Origin of the sequence: Bacteroides sp. K03 (assembly GCF_019734355.1) — a bacterium.
GTDB lineage: Bacteria > Bacteroidota > Bacteroidia > Bacteroidales > Bacteroidaceae > Bacteroides > Bacteroides nordii.
Window position 1 is genome coordinate 1 of record NZ_JAASHC010000002.1, and the last position, 25,268, is coordinate 25,268.

Here is a 25,268-nt window from a genome sequence, read left to right on the forward strand (position 1 = left end):
GTCCAGGCGCTTACGAGATTCCACCAGCAGAGAGCGTGTACGATACAATTCCTGAAGTTCAGACATCTCTTCCCCAGCATAGAAACAAGGTCTGAGAAGGTCATAAAAACGTTCGGCATATTCACGGATACGACAGGCATCCAGAGGATCGGATTTACCACGCTGAAGCCCCAGACTATGCTTTATCTGATAACCCGGAACAAAACACAGGCATATCCGGTTTAAAGTACACAGACGAAGCAGTAGGTCGCCATAAACGCCTGTATGTTCCGCACAAAGAACGGCAGAGGAAGGCAAGGAGAGAAGAAACTTGCTGATCCCATGAACCGTGTTCTTTACACCGGATAAATGACGGACACTGCCCGATTCACTCAAAAAACTAACGTCAAAGCTTGACATTCCCAAATCAATTCCATAAATTTGTACCATAACATTTTTATTTAGTGAAGGTCTCCGATATTGAACGGCTACTACCATGATAATGGGATCCAACTCCCGAAATACTCTCTGGCTTAGGTTCAATAAATATGTCGTGCTTAATACGAGGAATAATCTAAAAGATTAATAGAGGAAGTAAGCTAACGCGACATATGGAGGCTTTCTTGTTTACGAGACAATATTAAGAAATTTATTCTTATTAACGTTCATAAAGAACTATGTTTTCCATGGCAAAGATAATGGTAGAGAAACCGAACTTATCATGCCGGGAAAATTAGAATAACATGCCCATTAAATATGCATGTTTATCCAAATAAAGAAAGATTATACGACAGAATACGCATAATAATTTGTATTATTATACATATTATTCTCCAGTTACAGCAATAATCAGAATAAAGGTGTCATAAAAATCAGTCATATAAAAACAAAAAGACAGGATAACTGCATTTCTCAAAACTTTTATTAATCCCATCATGACATTGTATTTAATGCTATCAACATCGGCTCATCAGTTCACTATGCATTTTACCCCCTTGTTAAATACGTACTTTTACAAAACATACAAACGTTACCGACTTTCCATTATGAATCGGTTTTAGAATTATTATTAAGTATCAGTCTTTTAATGTATTTAGCAGTTTTCCGCTTTAGCCTATAACCAATAAATATGATTCGGATTCTATTATATGTATTCAAAAAGAACTCAAAAATACAATTATGTTCTTCCTTTATAATGTATATAGTATGAATTTTCAGATTAATATTGAATGAATGGAGATGTCTGTTCTTCTTAAATAGTATAAATAGTACATCACCCACTTCTTCATATTCAACATAATCTATTGTACTTAATGGTATTGCAAACAAATCAGTATCTTTTTCTAATTTCAAACAGAATTCATCACAATATAAATTCAACCTTTCGAAGAAGGGTTTTATTAGTTCATATTTTTCCTGATTGGTTTGATTTGCCAATCCCATCAAACAAATCAATTCGATAACTCCCGAATCAGCCAGTTTAACTTCTATTCCAAATTCACTAATTTCATACATGTTAGTTTAGTTTTTTGTTGATCAAAAGATTTAATTTCATTCTTAATTTTGACCCGGAAGGTTTGGGGTTCAAAAAAGTATCATATTCTTTCTTATAAAGTACGTAAAAGAGATAGTTATTGAAATAAAATATATCATCTATTTCTATTGGACCAAAAATATTATTTAATGGCATCAGGTAATAACAAAAGATTTCAGGAAATTCGATTACTTCAAAATCTAAGAAGATGCAGTGATACTTCGTAAAAGGAAATAGGGTTAGATACTTCGAGTTGTTGTTTTGCTTTGGGATTTGTTTAAGACTAACATCTATAAACTCCCTTGTGTAAATATTCATACTGATAGGTTTTTAAGTTTCCTCCTTTTAAAATAAAAGAGGTACGGAACTTTAACTTACCTGAATTCAGAAGGATGTGGTGCAGCCCTAAGCTAAACAGAATAAGCAAAGCCCGTACCATATCAGCACAGGCGTTGCAGATTCTTCTTTTTAGCTTATTCGTTAAACACCACATTTTCTGAATAATAAGAAGTCCGAACGCTGTAATAAATTACATTTCGTGAAAATGGATTTCTCCCCATCTTCATTTGCAAAGATATATATTTTTCAATTAAATATCCTTTTCTTTTTGTTTTTTATTCGAAATGTTAGGTTCAGGTTATTCATCAACAGTTTCTTCCTTAGCTTGTTCAGCTACTTCAGAACTGATGACGATTCTTTTTCTTCATTAATAACTTAATAGCCGACTCCTTTTTGATAGCGCACTGATTATCTGAATAATAAACATTTAACCATGGGTGTTTTTATCTCAATTATTGGGTATGATTTAACTACTTCCAACACTTATTATCAGCGCCCAATTGCAATAACCCAAGTGACAATCAATTATATAGCTATCAGTTTAGAGAGTCGCAAATTGATAACTTTTCCATACTTTTGACACAGTCTTTTTACACCCTTCAGCGAAGAGACAGCGTAAATGCTATTAGCTACTAATGAAACAAAATTCATTTATTTTGGTGGATATTTAACGAATATTTTATAATTTTGCAGATGTGTTTTTGAATCTTTTGCGAGAAAAATGAAAATATCTTTAAACATTAGACGAATTTTTCTTTTTACTATCCTTTTCATCAGTAGTTCCGTAAGCAGGTGCCAGATTTATAAGTACATAGGACTGGAAGATGGCCTGAGCAACCAGAAAATATATCATATCCAAAAAGACCGAAGGGGATATATGTGGTTTCTAACCCAGGAAGGGGTAGACCGTTATGATGGAAAATATATCAAGCATTACAACTTTTCAGACGGCAGCATGAAGCTGGATTCGCGGGTTGCTTTGAGTTGGCTCTATATGGACAACAAGAATGTATTATGGGTAATCGGCCAGAAGGGTCGTATTTTCAAATATGATTCGCAGCATGATAAATTCGAACTGGTTTACGTACATCCGGAGCTAATCAGAAATAAGTCGCAGGCATTTCTGAATTACGGTTATTTGGACAAAAATGATCGTATCTGGCTGTGCTATAAAGATAGCATTACATGGTATGATATCCATACCGGAACAACTTTACATACGCCGACACCGGTCAACGGTGAAATAACTGCCATTGAACAGACGGATGGTAATCATTTCTTTATCGGTACAGGAAGTGGCCTGTTTCGTGCCGGGATAGAAAAGGGGAAGTTGAATATAGTGCCTGACGAAGCAGTAGAAAGTATCGATACACCAGTGCATGAACTCTATTACCACGCCCTTTCAAAACAACTATTTGTGGGAAACTATAAAGAGGGAATACTTATATATGACATGGGGAAAACAGGAAAAATCATCCCTTGTCAATCACCCAATAATGTAGAGATAAACCGGATCGTTACTTTGAACGCTCATGAACTTTTAGTAGCCACAGGCGGGAAAGGTGTATATAAACTGGATATGAATACATGCATGAGTGAACCCTATATAACAGCCGATTACAGTAGTTATAACGGAATGAACGGAAACAATATTAATGATATTTATGTGGATGAGGAGGAACGCATCTGGCTTGCCAATTATCCTACGGGTATTACCATCCGTAACAACCGTTATGGAAGTTATGACCTAATAAGGCATTCCATTGGCAACAACCTTTCACTGGTGAACGACCAGGTCCATGATGTGATCGAGGACAGTGACGGTGACCTCTGGTTTGCGACCAGTAACGGCATCAGTCTTTATCAGACCGATACAAAAGAATGGCGCTCATTCCTCAGTTCCTTTGATCCGGTACCGGATAACGAGAATCATATCTTTTTAGCACTGTGTGAGGTCTCTCCCGGCGTAATATGGGCTGGAGGTTTTATGCCAGGCATTTGCAAGATAGAAAAGAAGAAAGGGTTTAAGATCAGCCACCTTTCTCCTGCTGCTATTGCAGGAGTACGTCCCGACCAATATATATTTGACATCAAGAAAGATTCGTGCGGTGATGTCTGGTCCGGTGGATATTATCACCTGAAACGCATTAATCTTGAGACCAAAAGTGTGCGTCTATATCCGGGAGTAAACTCCATCACTACCATTCAGGAGAAAGACACCCGGCAGATGTGGATCGGTACAAGAATGGGGCTCTATCAACTTGACAAGGAATCCGGGATTTACCGGTATATTGACCTGCCCATTGAATCTCCCTATATATGCGCATTATACCAGAGGAATGACGGTATCCTATATATCGGCACTCGTGGAGCCGGACTGCTTATATATGACATCGATAAAAAGAAGTTCATCCATCAGTACCGTACAGACAACTGTGCTCTGATTTCCGATAATATCTATACAATTCTCGCGCGTCAGGACAAGAGCCTCCTCATGGGTACAGAAAACGGAATTACCATTTACTCGCCTAAAGAACACTCCTTCCGCAATTGGACACGGGAACAAGGATTGATGAGTGTCAATTTTAATACCGGCTCTGCTACAACCTATAGCAAAAATACACTTGTTTTTGGTAGCAATGACGGGGCTGTCAGGTTCCCAACAGACATACAGATACCGGAACCGCATTACTCCCGTTTGTTACTGCGCGATTTTATGATAGCCTATCATCCCGTTTATCCCGGTGATGACGGTTCTCCGCTGGAAAAGGATATTGACGAGACTGACCGATTAAAATTGACTTACGGACAAAACTCCTTTTCTCTTGATGTAACTTCCATTAATTATGATTATCCTTCTAACATTCTTTATTCATGGAAGATTGACGGTTTTCATAAAGAATGGAGCCGTCCGAGCCAAGACAACCGGATTGTTGTAAGGAATCTGCCGCCCGGAAATTATACTTTGCAGATTCGTGCCGTATCCAATGAGGAAAAATATAAGACCTTTGAGACAAGAAACATTCAGATTATCATAACGCCTCCAGCATGGGCCAGTGTATGGGCTATGGCGGGATATGCAATCCTGCTGGTGCTGGTTATGGGTATCATATTCCGTATCATCATGCTACACAAACAGAAGAAAATTTCGGATGAGAAGACACAGTTCTTCATTAATACGGCCCATGACATACGTACCCCGCTCACATTGATAAAGGCTCCACTGGAGGAAGTCGTAGAAAATTGTATGATAAAGGAACAAGCATTACCGCATATGAATATGGCCCTTAGGAATGTAAATACATTGCTCCAGCTAACGACCAACCTGATAAATTTCGAACGGGTAGGTGTCTACTCTTCCCACCTTTATGTTTCCGAATACGAATTGAACTCCTATATGGATAATGTTTGTGCCACTTTCCGTAAATATGCTGAGATGAGACATGTCAGGTTTGTTTATGAAAGCAATTTTAACTATCTGAATGTGTGGTTTGACAGTGACAAGATGGGATCTATTCTGAAGAATATCCTGTCAAATGCATTGAAATATACACCTGAAGGTGGCAGCGTACGTATTTATGCCTGCGAGGAAGCGAACTCCTGGAGCATCGAGGTGAAAGATACCGGAATCGGTATTCCCGCATGTGAACAGAAGAAACTGTTCAGGAATTATTTCCGGGGGAGCAACGTTATCAACCTCAAAGTGACAGGCTCTGGAATCGGGTTGATGCTGGTATACAAGCTGGTCAGATTACATAAAGGCAGGATCCAAATTCAGAGTACGGAACATCAAGGGACCTGTGTACAAGTTACTTTCCCGAAAGGAAACAGCCATCTCCATAAAGCAAAATTCATATCTCCCAAGACACCGGATGAATGTTCGGAGATTATCATACCTGATAGTGCTTCAGAGCAGCCATCCATAGAAACATCCCAGGCAAACGGTTCTTTACAACGTATCCTGATAGTAGAGGACAATGATGACTTACGTAATTATCTTGCTGATATGTTCAGAGCGGGTTATAATATTCAGTCCTGTTCAAATGGAAAGGATGCGCTTGTCATAATACGGGAATTTAATCCGAATCTCATTATATCCGATATAATGATGCCCGAGATGGGCGGGGATAAACTCTGCTCAATTATAAAAGGTGATCTTGAAATGTCACATATTCCGGTCATCTTGCTGACTGCGCTGGGAGATGAAAAAAATATGCTCGAAGGACTGGAAATTGGAGCAGATGCCTACATCACAAAACCTTTCAACGTAGGGATACTCAAGGCAACGGCCAAGAATATACTTGCAAATCGCGCCATGCTCCGTCAGGTTTATAACAGTATCGAAGATGAAAAACAGAATCTTCCGTCCAACTGCACCAATACTTTGGACTGGAAATTCATAGCCTCTGTCAAGGAGTGTATAGAAAACAATATGGGAAATCCGGATTTCAATGTGGACATGCTCAGTAGTCAGCATCACATGAGCCGTACAAGTTTCTTCAACAAATTAAAGGCGTTGACCGGCTATGCTCCGGCTGATTATATCCGGATGATACGTCTGCAACATGCCGCACAATTGCTGAAACAGGGTGAATATACAATAACGGAGATTGCTGACATAGTCGGATTCTCGGATGCAAAATACTTCCGCGAAGTATTTAAAAAATATTATAATGTAAGTCCAAGCAAATTTAATAAAAATCAGAATATTGATGGCTAATAAAAAAACTCACCGATCTGAACCTCAGTGTCTCAAGCATATCATTCCTCCTCAGTTCTAATCTTCTCGGTTTTCCTGACTGGAACGATGTGCAAGATATACTGGGATTTTTTAATTATCATCAGATCCCTACTCTTTCCTTGTTTTTTCTGCCACCATAAGCACCAACTTTTATAATTGCACATAAAACCGATTCAATAACTTGGCTCAAGATATCCAAATGATAAAAACAGATTTACCCTTCGTTTAATGAAGACATAGAACCAGCATACAAGCTCATCGTTAATAATCGAGTGACAAACGCTTTGAATTCATTTAAAGCCTCGTCACTTTCAAATATATAATTGTCTTTGAAGTTATTAGTGATTTCGGAGTACATTTCTCTCGCCACTGATGAGAGAAATGCGGATTCTCTATATGTTTCATAAAACTGCTTCATCCTCCAAAAGTTTTTATCTAAAAAACTTTTAAGGTTAGGTCAGTACTATTGAGAAATTCTACCAGTTCCTTAACAAAAGGGTACCCTCTATCCGAAAAAAAATATGCCGCATAATTTGGCTATTAAAAACATTGTTCGTAGTTTTGCGAACAACAAATAAAAAAAGGAGAATTGAAGTGAAAGAGAAACAGTACACAACAGAGCAGGAACAGATTGCTCGTTTTGCCAAGGCAATGGGGCACCCGGCACGAATGGCTATTCTTGCTTTTTTGGCAAAACAAGAAAGTTGCTTCTTTGGTGATATCCACGAAGAACTGCCTATCGCTAAAGCAACCGTTTCGCAACATTTGAAAGAGCTGAAAGAAGCTGGCTTAATTCAGGGTGAAATAGAAACGCCAAAAGTCCGGTATTGTATAAACCGGGAAAACTGGGAACTTGCCCGAAAGTTATTTGCTACTTTTTTAGGAAACTACAAATGTGAAGGTACATCGTGCTGTGAATAACAGCACTTTTTTTTGAAACAACCGTTCGTAGTTCTACGAACTACGATTATTATATTAACTTTAAAATAGAACGGAAATGGAAATTAAAGTATTAGGCACAGGGTGTTCAAGCTGCAAAACATTGTATGAAACCACTAAGCAAGCTATTTCAGAATTAGACTGTAGTGCGACACTTATCAAAGAGGAAGATTTATTGAAAATCATGGAATATAACATTTTAGGATTTCCGGCTTTGGTGATTAATGGGAAAGTCGTATCAGCCGGAAAAAAGTTATCCCTCGCAGAAGTAAAAGAATTGATAACCAAATAAAAAATCGACTATGAGAAAGTTATTTTATCTACTGATTGCCACGCTGGTCTTAGCCTCCTGTGAAAATGGTTCAAAGAAAAAGACCAGAGAAAACCAAGCGGAAGAAATACAGTCTAACCGCATAGAGGTTCTTTATTTTCATGGAGCGCAACGGTGTATCACTTGCCGGGCGATAGAAGCAAATACAGTAGCCCTTTTGGATAGCCTTTATTCAAAAGAAAAAGCAGACGGTAAAATTATCTACAAAGTGATAGATATTTCAAAGAAAAAAAATGAAGCGATTGCAGACAAGTACGAAGTTACATGGTCATCTTTGTTTGTAAACGGTTGGAAAGACGGCAAAGAGGATGTAAACAACATGACCGAGTTTAGTTTTTCCAATGCGAAAAATACACCGGACAAGTTTAAAGAGGGAATTAAAAGCAAGATTGACGAATTGTTAAAACAATTGTAAGATGGATTTTCTTCAATCGCTATTAGATAACAGTTCTATTCCTGCTATTACAGCTTTTATATTGGGAATTTTAACGGCGGTCAGCCCGTGTCCGTTAGCGACCAACATAACGGCAATAGGATTTATCAGTAAGGACATAAAAAAACATCACCGGATATTTATAAACGGATTGCTTTATACTTTCGGCAGAATAGTAAGCTATACGGTTCTTGGCTTTATCCTTATCCCTGTTCTCCGTGAGGGGGCAAGTATGTTTATGGTTCAAAAAGCTGTAAGCAAATACGGGGAAATGCTGATTGCTCCGGCATTAATCATCATTGGAATATTTATGCTCGATATAATAAAACTTAATCTGCCCAAAATCAACATCGGCGGTGAAAGTTTGAAAAAGAGGACTAAAGGTGGTTGGGGGGCTATGCTATTGGGTATTTTATTCGCCCTTGCTTTTTGTCCTACCAGTGGAGTGTTTTATTTCGGTATGCTTATGCCCCTGTCAGCAGCAGAAACAGGCGGGTATCTTTTGCCTGTAATTTACGCTATTGCTACGGGATTGCCCGTAATCCTTGTTGCATGGATTTTAGCGTATAGTGTTACCAGGCTGGGTAAGTTTTATAACCGGATACAAATATTCGAAAAATGGTTTCGCAAAATAGTTGCCATCCTCTTTATTGCGGTAGGAATTTATTATGCAGCAGTCTTTTATCTATAAATAAACATGGAGTATCATTTAAAATAAAAACAGTATGAAAAAGATAGAAATTTTCGACCCGGCAATGTGTTGCCCTACGGGTCTTTGTGGAACAAATATCGACCCTGAATTAATGCGTATTGCGGTTGTTATTGAAACATTGAAGAAACAGGGTATCATCATTACCCGCCACAATTTACGTGATGAACCACAAGTGTATGTAAGTAACAAAACGGTAAACGAATATCTGCAAAAACATGGAGCGGATGCACTGCCTATTACTTTAGTGGACGGCGAAATCGCTGTTTCACAAACCTATCCTACCACCAAACAAATGAGTGAATGGACGGGTATCAATTTGGATTTTATGCTAGTAAAATGAGTATTCACCAGCTAATTATATAAAAATGAAAACATTTAATTTATCAGATATAGATTTGACGAAATACCTTTTCTTCACCGGAAAGGGCGGTGTAGGAAAAACTTCGATTGCCTGTGCTACTGCGGTAGGCTTGGCAGATAATGGAAAGAAAATACTTCTTATCAGTACAGACCCGGCTTCAAACCTGCAAGATGTGTTTAATCAAACACTGAACGGACACGGTACGGATATTCAAGAAGTACCCGGCTTAACGGTCGTTAATCTAGACCCGGAACAAGCCGCTGCCGAATACAGGGAAAGTGTTATTACTCCTTTCCGGGGACAACTGCCCGAAAGTGTTATTCAGAATATGGAAGAACAACTTTCAGGCTCTTGTACGGTAGAAATTGCGGCTTTCAACCAGTTTTCCGATTTTATCACGGATGCCGATAAAGCAAAAAAATACAACCATATTATCTTTGATACAGCCCCCACGGGACACACGTTGCGAATGTTACAACTGCCATCAGCGTGGAGTACATTTATTAGTGAGAGTACGCACGGTGCATCTTGCTTAGGTCAATTATCCGGTTTGGAAGAACGAAAAGGTATCTATAAGCAGGCAGTTGAAACCCTTTCGGATGCGAACGCAACCCGCTTAGTATTGGTTAGCCGTCCCGAAATCACACCATTAAAAGAAGCCGCCCGTTCTTCACACGAATTACAATTACTGGGAATTAAAAACCAACTATTGGTAATCAACGGGCTTCTGCTGCAATTAGATGAAGCCGACAGCGTATCGAAACAAATATATGACAGGCAGCAAAACGCCCTGCAACAAACTCCTGCGGAACTGCTGGAATATCCGTCTTATTATGTCCCTTTACGGTCATACAATTTATCTAATATTGCGAATATCCGCCGGATGCTTTACAATGATAATTTAACGGATGATGCGAGCTATCAGCGGATTACCGATGCCAAAGGGATAGATGAACTGGTAAACGACCTCTATCAATCAGGAAAAAGGGTTGTTTTTACTATGGGAAAAGGCGGCGTGGGAAAAACCACTTTAGCCACTGAAATAGCCCTGAAATTAACAAAGTTGGGTGCAAAGGTACATCTTACCACCACTGACCCGGCAAACCATCTGAATTATAACCTTACAGTTCAAGCAGGCATTACGGTGAGCCGTATTGATGAGGCGGAAGTATTGGAAGCCTATAAGAACGAGGTTCGCAGTAAAGCAGCGGAAACAATGACTGCCGAAGATATGGAATACATAGAGGAAGATTTACGTTCACCGTGTACGCAGGAAATCGCAATATTCCGGGCTTTTGCTGAAATTGTCGATAAAGCGGAAAATGAAGTCGTTGTAATTGATACCGCACCCACCGGACACACTTTGTTATTGCTGGATGCAACGGAAAGTTACCACAAAGAAGTGCAACGCACACACGGCGATACTCCCGATTCGGTAAGAAAACTGCTGCCACGTTTAAGAAACCAGCAGGAAACAGAAGTCGTTATTGTGACCCTGCCCGAAGCAACCCCCGTATTTGAAGCCGAACGCTTGCAAATGGATTTACAACGTGCCGGGATTAATAATAAATGGTGGGTCGTGAATGCTTGCTTGTCATTAACAGACACCGAAAATTCTTTTTTGCGGGCAAAGGCGCAAAATGAATTGATTTGGATTAAGAAAGTAGAAGAATTGTCGAAGGGAAACGCTACCCTGATAGCTTGGAAAAATAACTAAAAACATGAAGATTTTAATTCTTTGTACAGGGAATAGCTGTCGTAGCCAAATGGCACATGGCTTTTTACAATCATTTGACAATAAACTGGATGTCTTTTCAGCAGGTTTGGTTCCTGCTGAAAAAGTTAATCCGATGGCGGTAAAGGTTATGAATGAAATGGATATAGATTTAACTCATCATACCCCTAAAAATGTAAACCTATATATGGGGCAGAAATGGGACTATGTTATTACAGTCTGTGGTGGGGCAAACGAAAGTTGCCCTGTGTTTACAGATGAAGTAAGAAACAGGCTGCATATAGAATTTGACGACCCCTCGGAAGCAACCGGAACCCCGGAATTTATAAACAGTGAATTTCATCGGGTACGGGATGAAATAAAAGCCCGTTTCTATGACTTTTACCAGAACGAATTAAAACCACAATTAAACTAAATAGTTGTTGCTATGGAAAAGAAACAAGGAATTGGATTTTTTGAAAAATACCTGACTATCTGGGTCGCCTTGTGCATCCTTATTGGAATTGCTGTGGGACAATGGCTTCCGGTAATTCCGCAAACATTGAGTAAATTTGAATATGCCAACGTGTCTATACCTGTGGCTATCCTGATTTGGTTAATGATTTATCCGATGATGCTAAAAGTGGATTTTCAAAGTATTAAGAATGTAGGGAAGCGTCCGAAAGGAATAATAGTTACTTGTGTTACAAATTGGCTGATAAAGCCGTTTACCATGTTCGGAATAGCTTATTTATTCTTCTATGTGATTTTCAAAACCTTTATATCTACTGGGCTAGCCGAAGAATATTTAGCTGGAGCGGTATTATTGGGGGCTGCACCTTGTACAGCTATGGTGTTCGTGTGGAGTTATCTTACCAAAGGGGATGCCGCTTATACGCTGGTACAAGTGGCAGTGAACGATTTAATCATATTGGTAGCATTCGCCCCTATCGTTGCTTTCCTGTTGGGAGTTGGGGGCGTATCTATCCCGTGGGACACCCTGTTGTTATCCGTGGGGCTGTTTGTTGTAATACCACTTGTTGCCGGGGTCATTACCCGTATAATGGTTATTCGTCGCAAGGGAGTGGAATACTTTAACAATGTATTTATTAAGAAATTTAATAATTACACGATAGGCGGGTTGCTATTAACGCTTATTATCCTGTTTTCATTTCAGGGAGAAACGATACTAAACAATCCCCTGCATATCTTATTGATTGCCGTTCCACTTGTGTTGCAAACGGTTCTGATATTCTTCGTTGCTTATGGTTGGGCGAAATGGTGGAAATTACCCCATGATGTTGCCGCACCTGCCGGAATGATTGGTGCAAGCAATTTCTTTGAATTAGCGGTTGCTGTGGCTATTTCACTTTTCGGTTTACAATCAGGTGCAGCACTGGCCACGGTTGTCGGTGTATTAGTAGAAGTTCCGATAATGCTAATGTTAGTAAGGATTGCGAACAATACACAAGATTGGTTTCTGACTAGTAAATAACGATACAACAAGAATTCAATTTTAACTTTATAGTAAGAGAACTAAACATTAGAAAATAATAAGAGCCTGCAAAACAATATTTTGCAGGCTCTTATTAATATATCCAGCGGAGAGACAGGGATTCGAACCCCGGGTACCTCGCAGTACAACGGTTTTCAAGACCGCCGCAATCGACCACTCTGCCACCTCTCCAAAACTTCTTTATCAGAAGTGCTTTCCTTTGAAAGCGGTGCAAAGGTACGTATCTTTTTTAAATCTGCAAGCATTCTAATGATTTTTTCATGAAATAATCGTATTTTTGCTTCGTAATTCAAATTACAGGGAGTAATCTCAATCGTAAATTGTAAATAGCTAAATCGTAAATATCAATGATATATCCTCAAAATTTTGAGCAAAAGATAGGATTTGACCAAATCAGACAACTATTGAAAGAAAAATGTCTCAGCACATTGGGCGAGGAACGTGTAACAGATATGAACTTCTCCGATCAGCATGAAAAGGTAGAGGAACTACTAAATCAAGTTACAGAGTTTGTCCGCATCATACAGGAAGAAGACAGTTTCCCCGACCAGTTCTTTTTCGACGTACGCCCGTCACTGAAACGTGTACGAATAGAAGGAATGTACCTGGACGAGCAGGAATTATTTGATTTAAGACGTTCGTTAGAAACGATTCGCGACATCGTACGATTCCTTCAACGCAATGAAGAGGATGAAGAAAGTGATTGTCCCTACCCCAGCCTGAAACGATTGGCGGGAGATATTGCTGTATTTCCCCAGCTAATAGGAAAGATTGACAGTATACTAAACAAATACGGAAAAATAAAGGACAATGCTTCAACGGAACTGGCACGTATTCGTCGTGAACTTGCAAGTACGATGGGAAGCATCTCACGCTCACTAAACAGCATTTTACGCAGTGCTCAATCCGAAGGCTATGTAGACAAAGATGTAGCACCCACCATGCGTGATGGTCGCCTCGTAATCCCCGTTGCACCAGGATTGAAGAGAAAAATAAAAGGTATTGTACACGATGAGTCTGCCAGTGGAAAGACGGTCTTTATAGAACCAGCGGAGGTAGTAGAAGCCAACAATCGCATTCGTGAACTGGAGGGAGATGAACGACGGGAAATTATCCGTATCCTGACAGAGTTCTCCAATATGTTGCGTCCTTCTATCCCGGAAATACTACAATCTTATGAGTTTCTGGCAGAAATTGACTTTATACGGGCAAAAAGTTATTTCGCCATACAGACCAATGCGCTGAAACCTTCTCTTGAGAATGAGCAATTACTGGACTGGACCATGGCTATACACCCATTGTTACAACTGTCCCTCGCCAAGCATGGCAAAAAGGTAGTGCCCCTCGACATCGAATTGAATCAGCAACAACGTATTCTCATTATCTCCGGTCCTAATGCCGGTGGAAAGTCCGTCTGTCTCAAAACAGTAGGACTACTGCAATACATGTTGCAATGCGGAATGCTCATCCCTATGCATGAACGCAGCCATGCAGGAATATTCAGCAGCATATTCATTGACATCGGTGACGAACAATCTATTGAAGACGACCTGAGTACTTATTCGTCCCATCTGACCAACATGAAGATGATGATGAAGAATTGCAATGAACGCAGCCTTATTCTTATCGACGAATTCGGAGGCGGAACAGAACCACAGATAGGTGGAGCTATTGCCGAAGCTGTATTGAAACGCTTTAATCAAAAAAAGACATTTGGAGTTATCACTACGCATTATCAGAATCTAAAACACTTTGCAGAAGATAATGAAGGAGTAGTGAATGGTGCCATGCTTTACGACCGCCATCTCATGCAGGCTCTTTTTCAACTACAAATAGGTAATCCGGGGAGTTCATTTGCTGTAGAAATAGCAAGAAAAATCGGACTACCTGAGGATGTCATTGCTGATGCTTCAGAAATCGTAGGCAGCGAATATATTAACGCAGACAAATATCTTCAGGACATTGTCCGTGACAAACGTTATTGGGAAGGTAAACGCCAGACTATCCGCCAGCGTGAAAAACATATGGAGGAAACAATCGCCCGTTATCAGACCGAAATGGAGGAATTGCAGAAATCCCGTAAGGAAATTATCCGCCAGGCAAAAGAAGAAGCCGAACGATTGCTGCAAGAATCAAATGCAAAAATAGAGAATACCATACGTACCATCAAGGAGGCACAGGCAGAAAAAGAAAAAACCCGCCTTGTACGCCAGGAACTAAATGACTTCCGCGCTTCTGTAAACGAACTTGCTTCCAAAGAACAGGAAGATAAGATTGCCCGGAAAATGGAAAAGCTGAAAGAAAAGCAGAATCGAAAAAAGAGCAAGCAAAAAGCTACTCCGGAAGAAAAAGCACAATCCCAACTGGTTCCCAAAGTGATACCTATCACCATAGGTGACAATGTCAAGTTAAAAGGACAAACCAGCGTTGGTGAAGTACTGGAAATAAATGGTAAAAATGCAGTAGTAGGCTTTGGTAGTATCAAAACAACCGTTAAACTGGAAAGACTGGAACGCGCCAATGCCACGGTACAGAAACAGGAGCCGGCAAAGAGTACTTTTGTCAGTAGTCAGACACACGATCAGATGTATGAGAAAAAATTAAATTTCAAACAAGACATTGATGTACGTGGGATGCGTGGAGACGAGGCTTTGCAGGCTGTCACTTACTTTGTAGACGATGCCATACTGGTAGGTATGAGTCGCATACGTATTCTTCATGGTACAGGTACAGGTATTCTTCGTTCTCTTATCCGCCAGTATTTAGATACCGTACCAGGTGTACGCCACTTTGCCGATGAACATGTACAGTTTGGAGGTGCCGGGATTACAGTTGTAGATTTGGCATAAAAGCGAACTAAAGTATTAAACAACTTGTTCTCATATAGAAAATCATTACCTTTGTTGTAATGGTTTTCTAAAACTAAAAAATAAAGCATGAAGAACAACCTGTTAAGCGAGAAATTAATTTATACGGGTGAGAGCCAGACGCCTACCCATCTGCACCTTTGTACATACAATGCCAATGAAATGCAGGAAGTTTCAGGAGCAGACTTTCATGAAATCAGCAGTTCTCTGAATAGTGAACGTATCAACTGGCTTCAGGTACATGGTATGAAGAATACTGAAACTGTTCGTGAAATATGCGAACATTTCGAAATAAACTTTCTCGTGTTACAAGATATACTGAATGCCAATCATCCTACTAAAATAGAAGAACACGATAATTACATCGTACTAATTTTAAAGCTCTTCTATCCTGCACCCAAAAAGAACGAGGAAGATTTGGATGAACTGGAGCAGCAACAAATCTGCATTACTTTGGGTACCAATTACATACTTACCTTCCTTGAAAGAGAAACTGATTTTTTTGATGATGTAAGTACTGCCCTACGCAATGACGTACTCAAAATACGAGGCAGACAAAGCGATTATCTGCTCAGTGTACTTTTGAATAGTGTTATAGGCAATTACACCTCAATGGTATCCGACATAGATGATGCCCTTGAAGACCTCGAAGAAGAATTACTGACCATCAGCGACGGAAATGACATTGGTGTACAAATTCAGTCCCTGCGCCGTCAGTATATGCTGATGAAAAAATCAATACTCCCCTTAAAAGAGCAGTACATAAAACTACTGCGGGGAGAGAGCACTCTGATGCACAAGGTGAACCGTGCCTTCTTCAATGATGTAAACGACCATTTACAATTTGTACTGCAAACCATTGAAATATGCAGAGAAACCCTTTCATCTTTGGTAGACCTCTATATTTCCAACAATGATTTGAGGATGAATGACATCATGAAACGGCTAACAATCGTTTCTACAATCTTTATACCATTAACCTTTCTGGTAGGCGTATGGGGTATGAATTTCAAAGTGATGCCCGAACTGGACTGGCGATACGGATACTGTTTCGCCTGGGGATTAATGGCAGTTATAAGTATCATCGTATATGCTTTCTTCCGGAAAAAAAGATGGTACTGAAAGAGTTGAAAATAAGCACATTTATTATATATGAAATCTATTAAAGAGTTATACCGTATCGGTACGGGGCCTTCGAGTAGCCACACAATGGGGCCACGCAAAGCTGCCGAAATGTTTGTGGTACGCCATCCGGATGCTGCCAAGTTTAAAGTAACCCTCTATGGAAGTCTTGCCGCCACAGGAAAAGGACACATGACAGACGTTGCCATCATTGATACGCTGGAACCTACAGCCCCCGTAGAAATTATATGGCAACCTAAAGTATTCCTCCCTTTCCACCCCAATGGGATGACTTTTGCTGCATTCGATGTCAATGATAAATTAACAGAAAACTGGACCGTATATAGTGTTGGTGGCGGAGCTTTGGCAGAGAACAACGATACTCCTTCTATCGAAAGCCCGGATGTATACGGCATGAACAGCATGACAGAGATTCTGGAATGGTGTGAATGCAATGGCAGAAGCTATTGGGAATATGTCAAAGAATGCGAAGACTCTGATATTTGGGATTACCTGAATGAAGTCTGGAAAACAATGATAGATTCCATTCACCGTGGATTGGAAGAGGAAGGTGTATTACCCGGTCCACTGAATCTGAGAAGAAAAGCCTCAACCTATTATATCCGTGCTACAGGATACAAACAATCCTTGCAATCCCGTGGACTGGTATTTGCATACGCATTGGCTGTCAGCGAAGAAAATGCTTCCGGAGGGAAAATAGTCACGGCTCCTACTTGTGGCTCTTGTGGAGTAGTACCTGCCGTACTTTATCATCTGTACAAAAGCCGCGATTTCAGTGATATTCGTATCCTTCGTGCATTGGCAACAGCCGGATTAGTGGGAAATATTGTCAAATTCAATGCTTCTATCTCAGGAGCGGAAGTAGGTTGTCAAGGGGAAGTAGGTGTAGCATGTGCAATGGCCTCAGCTGCATCCAATCAGTTATTCGGGGGAAGCCCGGCACAAATAGAGTACGCAGCCGAAATGGGATTAGAACATCATTTGGGCATGACTTGTGATCCCGTATGCGGATTGGTACAAATTCCCTGTATTGAACGTAATGCATATGCTGCAGCACGTGCGCTGGATGCAAATCTATATTCTTCATTTACAGACGGAATGCATCGTGTCTCCTTCGATAAAGTTGTACAGGTGATGAAACAAACAGGACATGACCTACCTTCTCTGTATAAAGAAACAAGCGAAGGAGGACTGGCAAAAGACTACAAGCAAATGTAGTTATTTAGTTGACAATTGACAGTGGACAATTGACAGTGGCTATGCAGCATATAGCACAGCTAACTATCAACGATCAATTGTCAACTGTCAATTGTCAACTGTCAATTGTCAACTAATGTCCGGCCAGTGGGTATTATCCGTATCAGAGATGTCTTTTTCACGAAGGAGGCCTCCATATTCTGAATAATATAAAGCCCGTTCCTGCCCTCCTCGCTGTACTTCTAAAACAAACTCTTCGGGCTTTTGCGGGAAAGTCAGTTTCGTCAAATCATCAATAACCCAATTGGCGTAGTTACCTTCCTGGAAAGCAGTACTGACAGCTGTTGGCAGATTCTCGAAAAAGATATCCATTTCTGTCATAATCCAATTGGCATTGGCATCAAACCACACATCGAGTTCGTCATTTCCTACCCAGCAATCCGCCACATAATAAACACCTTTCTGCTCCCATTCTATGTTTTTCACACCGGGATAAAGCTGGTTCAATGCATTTATGATAGCCTGATTGGGGGGTAGATAAGTATCATCATCGTCACTACAAGAGTTAAAGGAAAATAAGGCTGTCATCAACATGACAGCCCAAATACTAAATTTTATTTTTATCATAGTTAAAGTCCTTCGGGGTTAGATTATTATCAGTAATCAGTGATCAATGATCTGCTTTACGAAATTTACCTTTCTTATCGAACTTAAAAGATACATCAGTATTCAATTCTACCTCGTATCCTTTACGATCACGTTCTACTTTGGTAACAAACTCATTGGTAAAATTATTCATCTTCAGATAATCATTCACAAAAGAGGGAATAATTGTTGCAGGTACCTTCTTTTTTCCGGCATCTACTTCAGTCCAGTTGCCTTTAGAATCAAAATCTATTTCTGTGCCATCTGTCAGTTGTACCTCGTATTTCTTCGACATTATTTCACTATCAATCTTAATGTGCGAAACCTGAGGACTGGCAAAGTGCTGATTAATGAAATTACGTGCCGCAAGTGGCAACTGGTTAATGTCTTTAGTAATAACATCACCTGCAAAAGCAAATTGAACAGCTACAACCGCCATCACAAGAAGAGACAAAATCTTTTTCATAATCGTTATTTTTTTAATGTTAGTAATATAGTTTTCTATCATTTGATAATGCAAATAACGATAGAGATTCTGGAAAGATTTGGGAATAATGGAATACAACTATTGTTTTTTAATTCTTTAACGTATGATTCCTGAAAACAGAAATGAAGGTATAGCAAAAGTTAATTGTCCTATCATTAAAATGCAGATTAACACAGGGGTCACAAAATTTAAATTAAATCTGCGACCCTCTGTGTTAATCTGCACTCCAAAAGTATAATACTTGTATCAATTCTCTGAATAACCGGCAAGATTATAGCACACAGGGATAGTACTATTTCCTACACGATAAATTCCAAATTTAAAGTAATACCCATCCTCATCATTACGGCCAATGAGAATTTCTTCATTATCTACAATATGACGATTTACCAGTTTCCCTTTTTCCGTATAACTCATCTGTACATCCAGCATACCGGGTTTTACAATTGTCTCGGCTTCTTTACCATATACAGTCCAGTCAATATGTATGCGGAATGTGATCCAGCAATCTTTAGGGAACTCTGCAAACGGCATTTTATAAGCAATAGTAGATGCTTTATATTTGGAAGTGACAGGCTTCATGATCTGAGATTTCTCAGCGCTGGCATTACAACGATCCGTTTTATCAGTAAGCCATTTACGGTCAGAATTTGCTTTTATATAAAAATATCCTCCGGAAAATCCAAAAGCAAGTGGAGGGTAACCACCTTGTTCTACCAACCAACCATTGGCCTTACCTGCTTTATAGATAACGTTACCATCTTTATCCTTTTTCGGATTACCTTGTTTGTCAAGTACCGGCACCTTATCATGTGCTGCATTTTTCTTAAAGATCATCCGGTCATACAGTTCCAAAAACTCCTCTGTAGTGAGCTTCTTCACTTCTCCGTCAGGAGTAGAAACCAAAGTACGATCCGGCATTCCGTGCCATTGGGCAAAGATAGTAGATACATCCCCATTCAATGTGGAAGGAATATAAACAGAGAACTCATAATCACGTGAAGCACCTTGCGGACATATACCTTTTCCATGATGATAAACGGTTTTGGTCTTCTGCGCATTTTCATAAACGCTTGCAGGCTGTCCTTTAAAATCAGCGGATGTAGCATAACAATAAGAAAACTCCGCACGGCCCTTAGTCTCACCTTTGGCATATCCTTCCAAGGTGTTGTCCTCCGTTTTAAGCTCAAAACGATAAGAAGGCTTTCCATTAAAAGGAATGGTATAATCCCGTTGAATGGAATGTGGTTTGTCTGTACCAACAGCTACCCAACAACCATCAATAACCTGATTGATACGTGCTGAGTCAGCCTGTACATTCACACGTTCCGTCAAAGGAATCAGCTTTGCATTTTGAGCAGTAAGCATCGCTGTGCTTACAGCCAGCAGAGAAAAAGAAAAAACAATTTTGTTCATATATTATTTACTTATTGAAAATTTACATTCTTATCAATTGGGAAGTGGCACCATCGGTCTGCGACCGTGATTCAGTTGTAATCCCATTTCGTATGCTTCCGGACCATGCAAATCCTTTATATCCATCTCTCCCAGATTCACAAGGATACCACGTGCCATCAATCCGGCATCTTCATTTGCCTTACGAGGAAGTTTTTCAGCTTTCTCTTTCAGATCGGCCAAATGTACCCGTACCGCAGGTTGCATCGCCTTATCCAAAGACAGGCACTCCAACAATGAATATCCTATCTTTCTATCCGCTTCATTCTGCGGATAATTCAGGCGCTTTACCCCTTTCTCTGTCTCACCCAGATAAGAAACAGCATAGGCAGCTTCACAAGCTATATAAGCATCGTTATCATCCAATAATGCAAGTAACGCAGCCGGACAAGTTTTCAACTCTCCTTTTATGCCTAACTGAGCCAAGCCTACGGCAGCCCAATAACGCATTTCGGGATATGCACTGGTCAGTGCTTTTTCAAATACCGACACATCAGCAGCAGTTGCTACACCTGCCAATTCCACCAAAGCATATAAGTCATTCAACGGATATTTCTCCTTACGCACTTTATCATACAAGACTACATTCTCACGGGAAGTAGGAATAAAGAATCCCAAATCCTTTGTCTCACGAATATGATCGGACATTCCCTTACGAAAACGAAGCAGTACCTCCTGATATTCCGGTTTAGCAGCCAGATCATTCAATTCAAACGGATCATTATCCAAATCGAATAACATCTCTGCCGGATGATGTTCAAACGTCTGCTTCCAGTCGGGATTCGTATTATGGCCACCCATTACCCATTTATCCCAGGCTTTATTGGAAGGCATGCCCCACTGATAGTAATTACGTAATGCAAACTGGCGGTAAGGTATATAACTGCGGATATACTTATAACGTCCGTCCATAGCTGCACGTACCGGCATAAAATGATGCAACTGATTGGCAGCCAATGCAAACTGCATCGTAGTCTTCTCCTTAGAAGCATATTTTCCCATCAGTGCTTTCCCCTGCATATGCTTAGGAGGCTTCACACCTGCCAGACTCAGGACAGTAGGGCCTAAGTCCACAAAACTAATCAGTGTACTATCTTTTGTTCCCGCTGTTGCCGGAGCCAGATGTTTCCATTTCTCGGGGAAATAAGTAACCAATGGCACCCGCAAACCTGTCTCATATAAGTATCCCTTACCACGAGGTAGACAACCACCATGATCACTGAATACAAAGATGATGGTATTATCTTCCAAACCGTGTTCCTTCAGATCCTTGAGGAAAAAGCCTACCCATGTATCCACATCCTGAGCAGCCTCCAAATGTCCGGCATAATCAGAACGTACTTCCGGAAGATCGGGCACATGAGGCGGAAGAATCAGTTTATCAGGATAAATGCCTTCCTTTGTATAATCACGACGCCCATCCATATGAAAGGTACGTACACGCCCCATATGAGAGGTAACCGTATTGTATACTGCAAAGAAAGGTTGGTCTTTTTCACGTTTAGGACTGTTGTAAGAAGCTGTTTTTGTGCATTCATCCCAACAGATCTTATTATCTGTAGTCGAGTTATAATGTGTCTTGCTATTATTCGTACAATAATAACCGGCATCCCTCAACCATTGTGGGAAGAAGATATTCTCCGGAGTATCATAGGGTACCGGGTGAACATCCATACCATATGTACTGGAATAACATCCGGTAATAAGCGAAGAACGTGCAGCAGAACTTTGTGGTGCCACCGACCATGCATTCATAAACTGTATTCCTTTGGAAGCCAGTCCGTCTACATTGGGTGTATGTACTTGCGCATTTCCATAACAACCAAACTCATAAGAGCTCGTGTCTTCAAAAGTAAGCCAAAGAATATTGGGCCGTTCTTTTTGCTTATCGGCTGCTTTGGTCTGAGCAGCAGTCAGCAACAAAGCTGCGGAGCATAAATAAAGTTGTGTGTTCATCATATTTATAAAATTTATTGACTCCGCTAAAATACAAAAGGTAACCACAGGGCTACCTTTCAATTGTTTTAAAAATTATCATATTTGTGTAAATATGCTGTCAAAACATATCAGAGAGTTTAAATACTGTCTTCTTCATATATTTCCTCCAGCAACTCCTCCTTTTCCATTGTCATCTTACCATCGGCAGTAATCGTTATAGAGATAGGCACATACAAATCTGTCTGCGGATAACACACACTGGCTGCATAAACAATCCCTTGCGGGGTAGTCTTATTATACACCATCCCCTCAAGAATAGATTTCGACAAGAAATCATCACTCACAATAGAAGAAAAATTCTTCTTTGTAAAAGTCATATTAAAGACTTGCTCACTGCCACGGGTCAAACGAAGCTGAATCTTATTGTCAACAAAAGTATTTCCCATCTCATTCTTCACAAGCGGCAGGTCTTCATCAGGAGTACGAGAAATAAAAGAGTGGTAATCCTTCCCTTTAAACTTAATATCCACTTCGGCTTTCGATACCTGCATACGCTGCAATCCCCGGTTATCTACACTATCCTGCATAAGGATCAATGAACCTTCATCCGTTTTTTTACTTCCACCACTACAAGCTGTTAGTACTGCCAGCAGTGGTAGAATAAACAAATTTATGAATCTCTTCATCTTTAATCCGTTCTTTTAATTTAGACGACAAAGGAACAAAAAGAGCCGGATATACACAAGAATTCAAGGTTGAAAGTTAGGCTACTTTTTCTGTCTGCGTCCATCCTTCATCCGCTGTTCACGCTCAGCCTGCTTCTTGGTATAAGAAGCATATTGATCTTTAGTCATAATCTTTTGCAGCTCTGCATTGTAAGCCTCACTGTTAGCTTTCATCTCTGCACGCATCTTTTCACGTTCTTCTTTCGTCATTTCGGGTGCTTTCTTTCCATCTCTCTGCGGACGCATCGAAGCACGATCTCCCATCTTCTCACACTGTGCCAGATTTACTTCAAATAATTGTTTCTTCTGCGTATCGTTCAAAGAGTACTCTTTAACCATACGTTCTGTCATTTGTTCCGCACGTTCTTTCGGAGTCATTTTCTTATGTTCGCCCCGTTGTCCCTGTGCCATCACTACACTACCCATCAGAAAGAGGGTAACCATTAAAAATACTATTCTTTTCATACTAACATCTGCTTTTAAGTTGATTAATTATCAGTTTCTTTGTTGCAACTGAATATAGGACTCATTGAAACCCAATAAGTTTAGCCTGTCCCCTTTTTTTTAACAATTTATAAACGATTCTTCTGCTTCTTTACATACCTTATCGTTTTTTTCTATCTTTCTATAGAAAATATCTGTTTGACAAGTGAGCAAATTCCCCCTATCTTTGTTATATATTTATAAACTCTCACAAACTACACATTTATGGAAGAAAAGAAACTTACAGCTGCCAACGGCCGTCCTGTTGCCGACAATCAGAATTCACAGACAGTGGGGCCTCGTGGTCCTATCACCTTGCAAGATCCATGGTTAATTGAAAAACTCGCTCATTTTGACCGGGAGGTAATCCCTGAAAGACGTATGCATGCCAAAGGTTCCGGAGCTTACGGAACATTTACTGTAACGCATGACATTACAAAGTATACCCGTGCAGCCATATTCAGCGAAGTGGGAAAGAAAACAGAGTGTTTCGTCCGCTTCTCTACCGTAGCCGGTGAACGCGGAGCTGCTGATGCAGAACGTGATATTCGTGGTTTTGCCATGAAATTTTATACAGAAGAAGGTAACTGGGATCTGGTAGGAAACAATACCCCGGTATTCTTTTTACGTGATCCTCTGAAGTTTCCTGACCTCAATCATGCCATCAAACGAGATCCGAAAACAAACATGCGTAGCCCTAACAGTAATTGGGATTTCTGGACACTGCTGCCCGAAGCATTACACCAGGTCACTATCACTATGAGCCCGCGTGGCATTCCTTATTCCTACCGTCATATGCATGGATTCGGCAGCCATACCTATAGTTTCTATAACGCCGCAAACGAACGTACCTGGGTAAAATTCCATCTGCGTACCCTGCAAGGTATCAAAAATCTGACTGACCAGGAAGCTGAAGCTATTGTTGCTAAAGACCGCGAGTCACACCAACGCGATTTATTTGAAAGTATTGAAAAAGGCGACTATCCAAAATGGCTGTTCCAAATTCAAGTGATGACGGAAGAAGAAGCGGATAATTACCGTATCAATCCGTTTGACCTGACTAAAGTATGGCCACACAAAGACTTCCCACTACAGGACGTAGGTATTCTTGAGCTGAACCGTAATCCGGAAAATTATTTTGCGGAAGTAGAGCAAGCTGCCTTCAATCCGATAAATATTGTCGAAGGTATTGGATTCTCTCCCGACAAAATGCTACAAGGCCGTTTGTTCTCCTACGGAGATGCACAGCGTTACCGTCTGGGCGTTAATTCGGAGCAGATACCGGTTAATAAACCTCGCTGTCCGTTCCATGCCTACCATCGCGATGGTTCTATGCGTGTAGATGGTAATTATGGCGCTACCAAAGGATATGAACCCAACAGCTATGGCGAATGGAAAGATTCTCCCGAAAAGAAAGAACCACCTTTGAAAGTTCATGGTGATATCTATAATTATAATGAACGGGAGTATGATGACGATTATTACAGCCAGCCGGGTGATCTTTTCCGACTAATGCCGGCAGACGAACAACAACTGCTGTTTGAAAACACAGCGCGTGCCATGGGGGATTCTGAACTCTTCATCAAACAACGCCACGTACGTAATTGCTATAAAGCAGACCCGGCTTATGGAACAGGCGTTGCCAAAGCACTGGGTATTGATCTGGAAGAAGCACTGAAAGCTAACAGATAAGTAGTAATTCATTCCAAACATACATTCCTTGCTATTT

21 protein-coding genes and 1 tRNA gene are annotated in these 25,268 nt (G+C 40.3%); 13 read left to right on the top strand and 9 right to left on the bottom strand.

Going from position 1 to position 25,268, the window contains the following annotated elements:
* A partial coding sequence (locus HCG69_RS01220) for a transposase (protein WP_221648517.1) occupies window positions 1-429 on the bottom strand: 429 nt, incomplete at its 3' end.
* 594 nt (window positions 430-1,023) lie between these two features.
* Window positions 1,024-1,494: a hypothetical protein gene (locus HCG69_RS01225; protein ID WP_221648518.1), complete on the bottom strand. Its 471-nt coding sequence runs from the start codon at window positions 1,492-1,494 to the stop codon at window positions 1,024-1,026.
* A 1,169-nt stretch (window positions 1,495-2,663) separates the two neighbouring features.
* On the opposite strand from HCG69_RS01225, the gene HCG69_RS01230 reads away from it, so the two are divergent.
* The 9 genes from HCG69_RS01230 (at window position 2,664) to arsB (ending at window position 12,578) form a co-directional block, all read left to right on the top strand.
* Window positions 2,664-6,572 carry a two-component regulator propeller domain-containing protein gene (locus tag HCG69_RS01230; protein ID WP_370634105.1) on the top strand — a complete coding sequence of 1,303 codons (3,909 nt, stop codon included), beginning with the start codon at window positions 2,664-2,666 and terminating at the stop codon, window positions 6,570-6,572.
* Window positions 6,573-7,187: 615 nt separating this feature from the next.
* A complete protein-coding gene (locus HCG69_RS01235; protein WP_221648520.1) occupies window positions 7,188-7,514 on the top strand; it encodes a winged helix-turn-helix domain-containing protein in 327 nt (108 codons plus the stop codon).
* A 76-nt stretch (window positions 7,515-7,590) separates the two neighbouring features.
* On the top strand, window positions 7,591-7,824 hold the full coding sequence (locus tag HCG69_RS01240; RefSeq protein ID WP_221648521.1) for a thioredoxin family protein: 234 nt from the start codon (window positions 7,591-7,593) through the stop codon (window positions 7,822-7,824).
* A gap of 10 nt (window positions 7,825-7,834) precedes the next feature.
* Window positions 7,835-8,278 carry a nitrophenyl compound nitroreductase subunit ArsF family protein gene (locus tag HCG69_RS01245; protein WP_221648522.1) on the top strand — a complete coding sequence of 148 codons (444 nt, stop codon included), beginning with the start codon at window positions 7,835-7,837 and terminating at the stop codon, window positions 8,276-8,278.
* Between the two features lies 1 nt (window position 8,279).
* Window positions 8,280-8,987: an aromatic aminobenezylarsenical efflux permease ArsG family transporter gene (locus HCG69_RS01250; RefSeq protein WP_221648523.1), complete on the top strand. Its 708-nt coding sequence runs from the start codon at window positions 8,280-8,282 to the stop codon at window positions 8,985-8,987.
* Between the two features lie 34 nt (window positions 8,988-9,021).
* Window positions 9,022-9,348 carry an arsenite efflux transporter metallochaperone ArsD gene (gene arsD, locus HCG69_RS01255; RefSeq protein ID WP_221648524.1) on the top strand — a complete coding sequence of 109 codons (327 nt, stop codon included), beginning with the start codon at window positions 9,022-9,024 and terminating at the stop codon, window positions 9,346-9,348.
* 25 nt (window positions 9,349-9,373) lie between these two features.
* Window positions 9,374-11,086, top strand: a complete 1,713-nt coding sequence (gene arsA / locus HCG69_RS01260; protein ID WP_221648525.1) for an arsenical pump-driving ATPase — start codon at window positions 9,374-9,376, stop codon at window positions 11,084-11,086.
* Window positions 11,087-11,090: 4 nt separating this feature from the next.
* On the top strand, window positions 11,091-11,519 hold the full coding sequence (locus HCG69_RS01265) for an arsenate reductase ArsC (RefSeq protein ID WP_221648526.1): 429 nt from the start codon (window positions 11,091-11,093) through the stop codon (window positions 11,517-11,519).
* A 12-nt stretch (window positions 11,520-11,531) separates the two neighbouring features.
* Window positions 11,532-12,578: an ACR3 family arsenite efflux transporter gene (gene arsB / locus HCG69_RS01270; RefSeq protein ID WP_221648527.1), complete on the top strand. Its 1,047-nt coding sequence runs from the start codon at window positions 11,532-11,534 to the stop codon at window positions 12,576-12,578.
* A 107-nt stretch (window positions 12,579-12,685) separates the two neighbouring features.
* Here arsB and HCG69_RS01275 read toward each other — a convergent pair.
* Window positions 12,686-12,770: transfer RNA gene (locus HCG69_RS01275), tRNA-Ser, on the bottom strand.
* A gap of 176 nt (window positions 12,771-12,946) precedes the next feature.
* Here HCG69_RS01275 and HCG69_RS01280 point away from each other — a divergent pair.
* The 3 genes from HCG69_RS01280 (at window position 12,947) to HCG69_RS01290 (ending at window position 17,827) form a co-directional block, all read left to right on the top strand.
* Complete coding sequence (locus HCG69_RS01280) at window positions 12,947-15,448, top strand: endonuclease MutS2 (protein WP_221648528.1); 2,502 nt, start codon at window positions 12,947-12,949, stop codon at window positions 15,446-15,448.
* Between the two features lie 87 nt (window positions 15,449-15,535).
* Complete coding sequence (corA, locus tag HCG69_RS01285; RefSeq protein WP_221648529.1) at window positions 15,536-16,588, top strand: magnesium/cobalt transporter CorA; 1,053 nt, start codon at window positions 15,536-15,538, stop codon at window positions 16,586-16,588.
* A 30-nt stretch (window positions 16,589-16,618) separates the two neighbouring features.
* Window positions 16,619-17,827, top strand: coding sequence for an L-serine ammonia-lyase (locus HCG69_RS01290; protein WP_221648530.1), 1,209 nt, complete (start codon window positions 16,619-16,621; stop codon window positions 17,825-17,827).
* 108 nt (window positions 17,828-17,935) lie between these two features.
* Here the strand turns inward: HCG69_RS01290 and HCG69_RS01295 are convergent, their stop codons facing one another.
* The 6 genes from HCG69_RS01295 to HCG69_RS01320 all read right to left on the bottom strand — a co-directional run bounded on the left by HCG69_RS01295 (window position 17,936) and on the right by HCG69_RS01320 (window position 23,521).
* Window positions 17,936-18,433: a PepSY-like domain-containing protein gene (locus HCG69_RS01295; RefSeq protein ID WP_221648531.1), complete on the bottom strand. Its 498-nt coding sequence runs from the start codon at window positions 18,431-18,433 to the stop codon at window positions 17,936-17,938.
* Between the two features lie 43 nt (window positions 18,434-18,476).
* Window positions 18,477-18,917, bottom strand: coding sequence for a PepSY-like domain-containing protein (locus tag HCG69_RS01300; RefSeq protein WP_007484720.1), 441 nt, complete (start codon window positions 18,915-18,917; stop codon window positions 18,477-18,479).
* Between the two features lie 267 nt (window positions 18,918-19,184).
* Window positions 19,185-20,354 carry a heparin lyase I family protein gene (locus HCG69_RS01305; protein ID WP_221648532.1) on the bottom strand — a complete coding sequence of 390 codons (1,170 nt, stop codon included), beginning with the start codon at window positions 20,352-20,354 and terminating at the stop codon, window positions 19,185-19,187.
* 33 nt (window positions 20,355-20,387) lie between these two features.
* On the bottom strand, window positions 20,388-22,352 hold the full coding sequence (locus tag HCG69_RS01310; RefSeq protein WP_221648533.1) for a sulfatase: 1,965 nt from the start codon (window positions 22,350-22,352) through the stop codon (window positions 20,388-20,390).
* A 116-nt stretch (window positions 22,353-22,468) separates the two neighbouring features.
* Entirely contained in the window at window positions 22,469-23,017 is a 549-nt protein-coding gene (locus HCG69_RS01315; RefSeq protein WP_221648534.1) for a DUF4738 domain-containing protein, read from the bottom strand.
* A gap of 81 nt (window positions 23,018-23,098) precedes the next feature.
* Entirely contained in the window at window positions 23,099-23,521 is a 423-nt protein-coding gene (locus HCG69_RS01320) for a DUF4890 domain-containing protein (RefSeq protein ID WP_007484713.1), read from the bottom strand.
* A gap of 243 nt (window positions 23,522-23,764) precedes the next feature.
* Between HCG69_RS01320 and HCG69_RS01325 the strand changes: the two genes are divergently transcribed.
* Window positions 23,765-25,231 carry a catalase gene (locus HCG69_RS01325; protein ID WP_221648535.1) on the top strand — a complete coding sequence of 489 codons (1,467 nt, stop codon included), beginning with the start codon at window positions 23,765-23,767 and terminating at the stop codon, window positions 25,229-25,231.
* Window positions 25,232-25,268 lie beyond the last annotated feature (37 nt).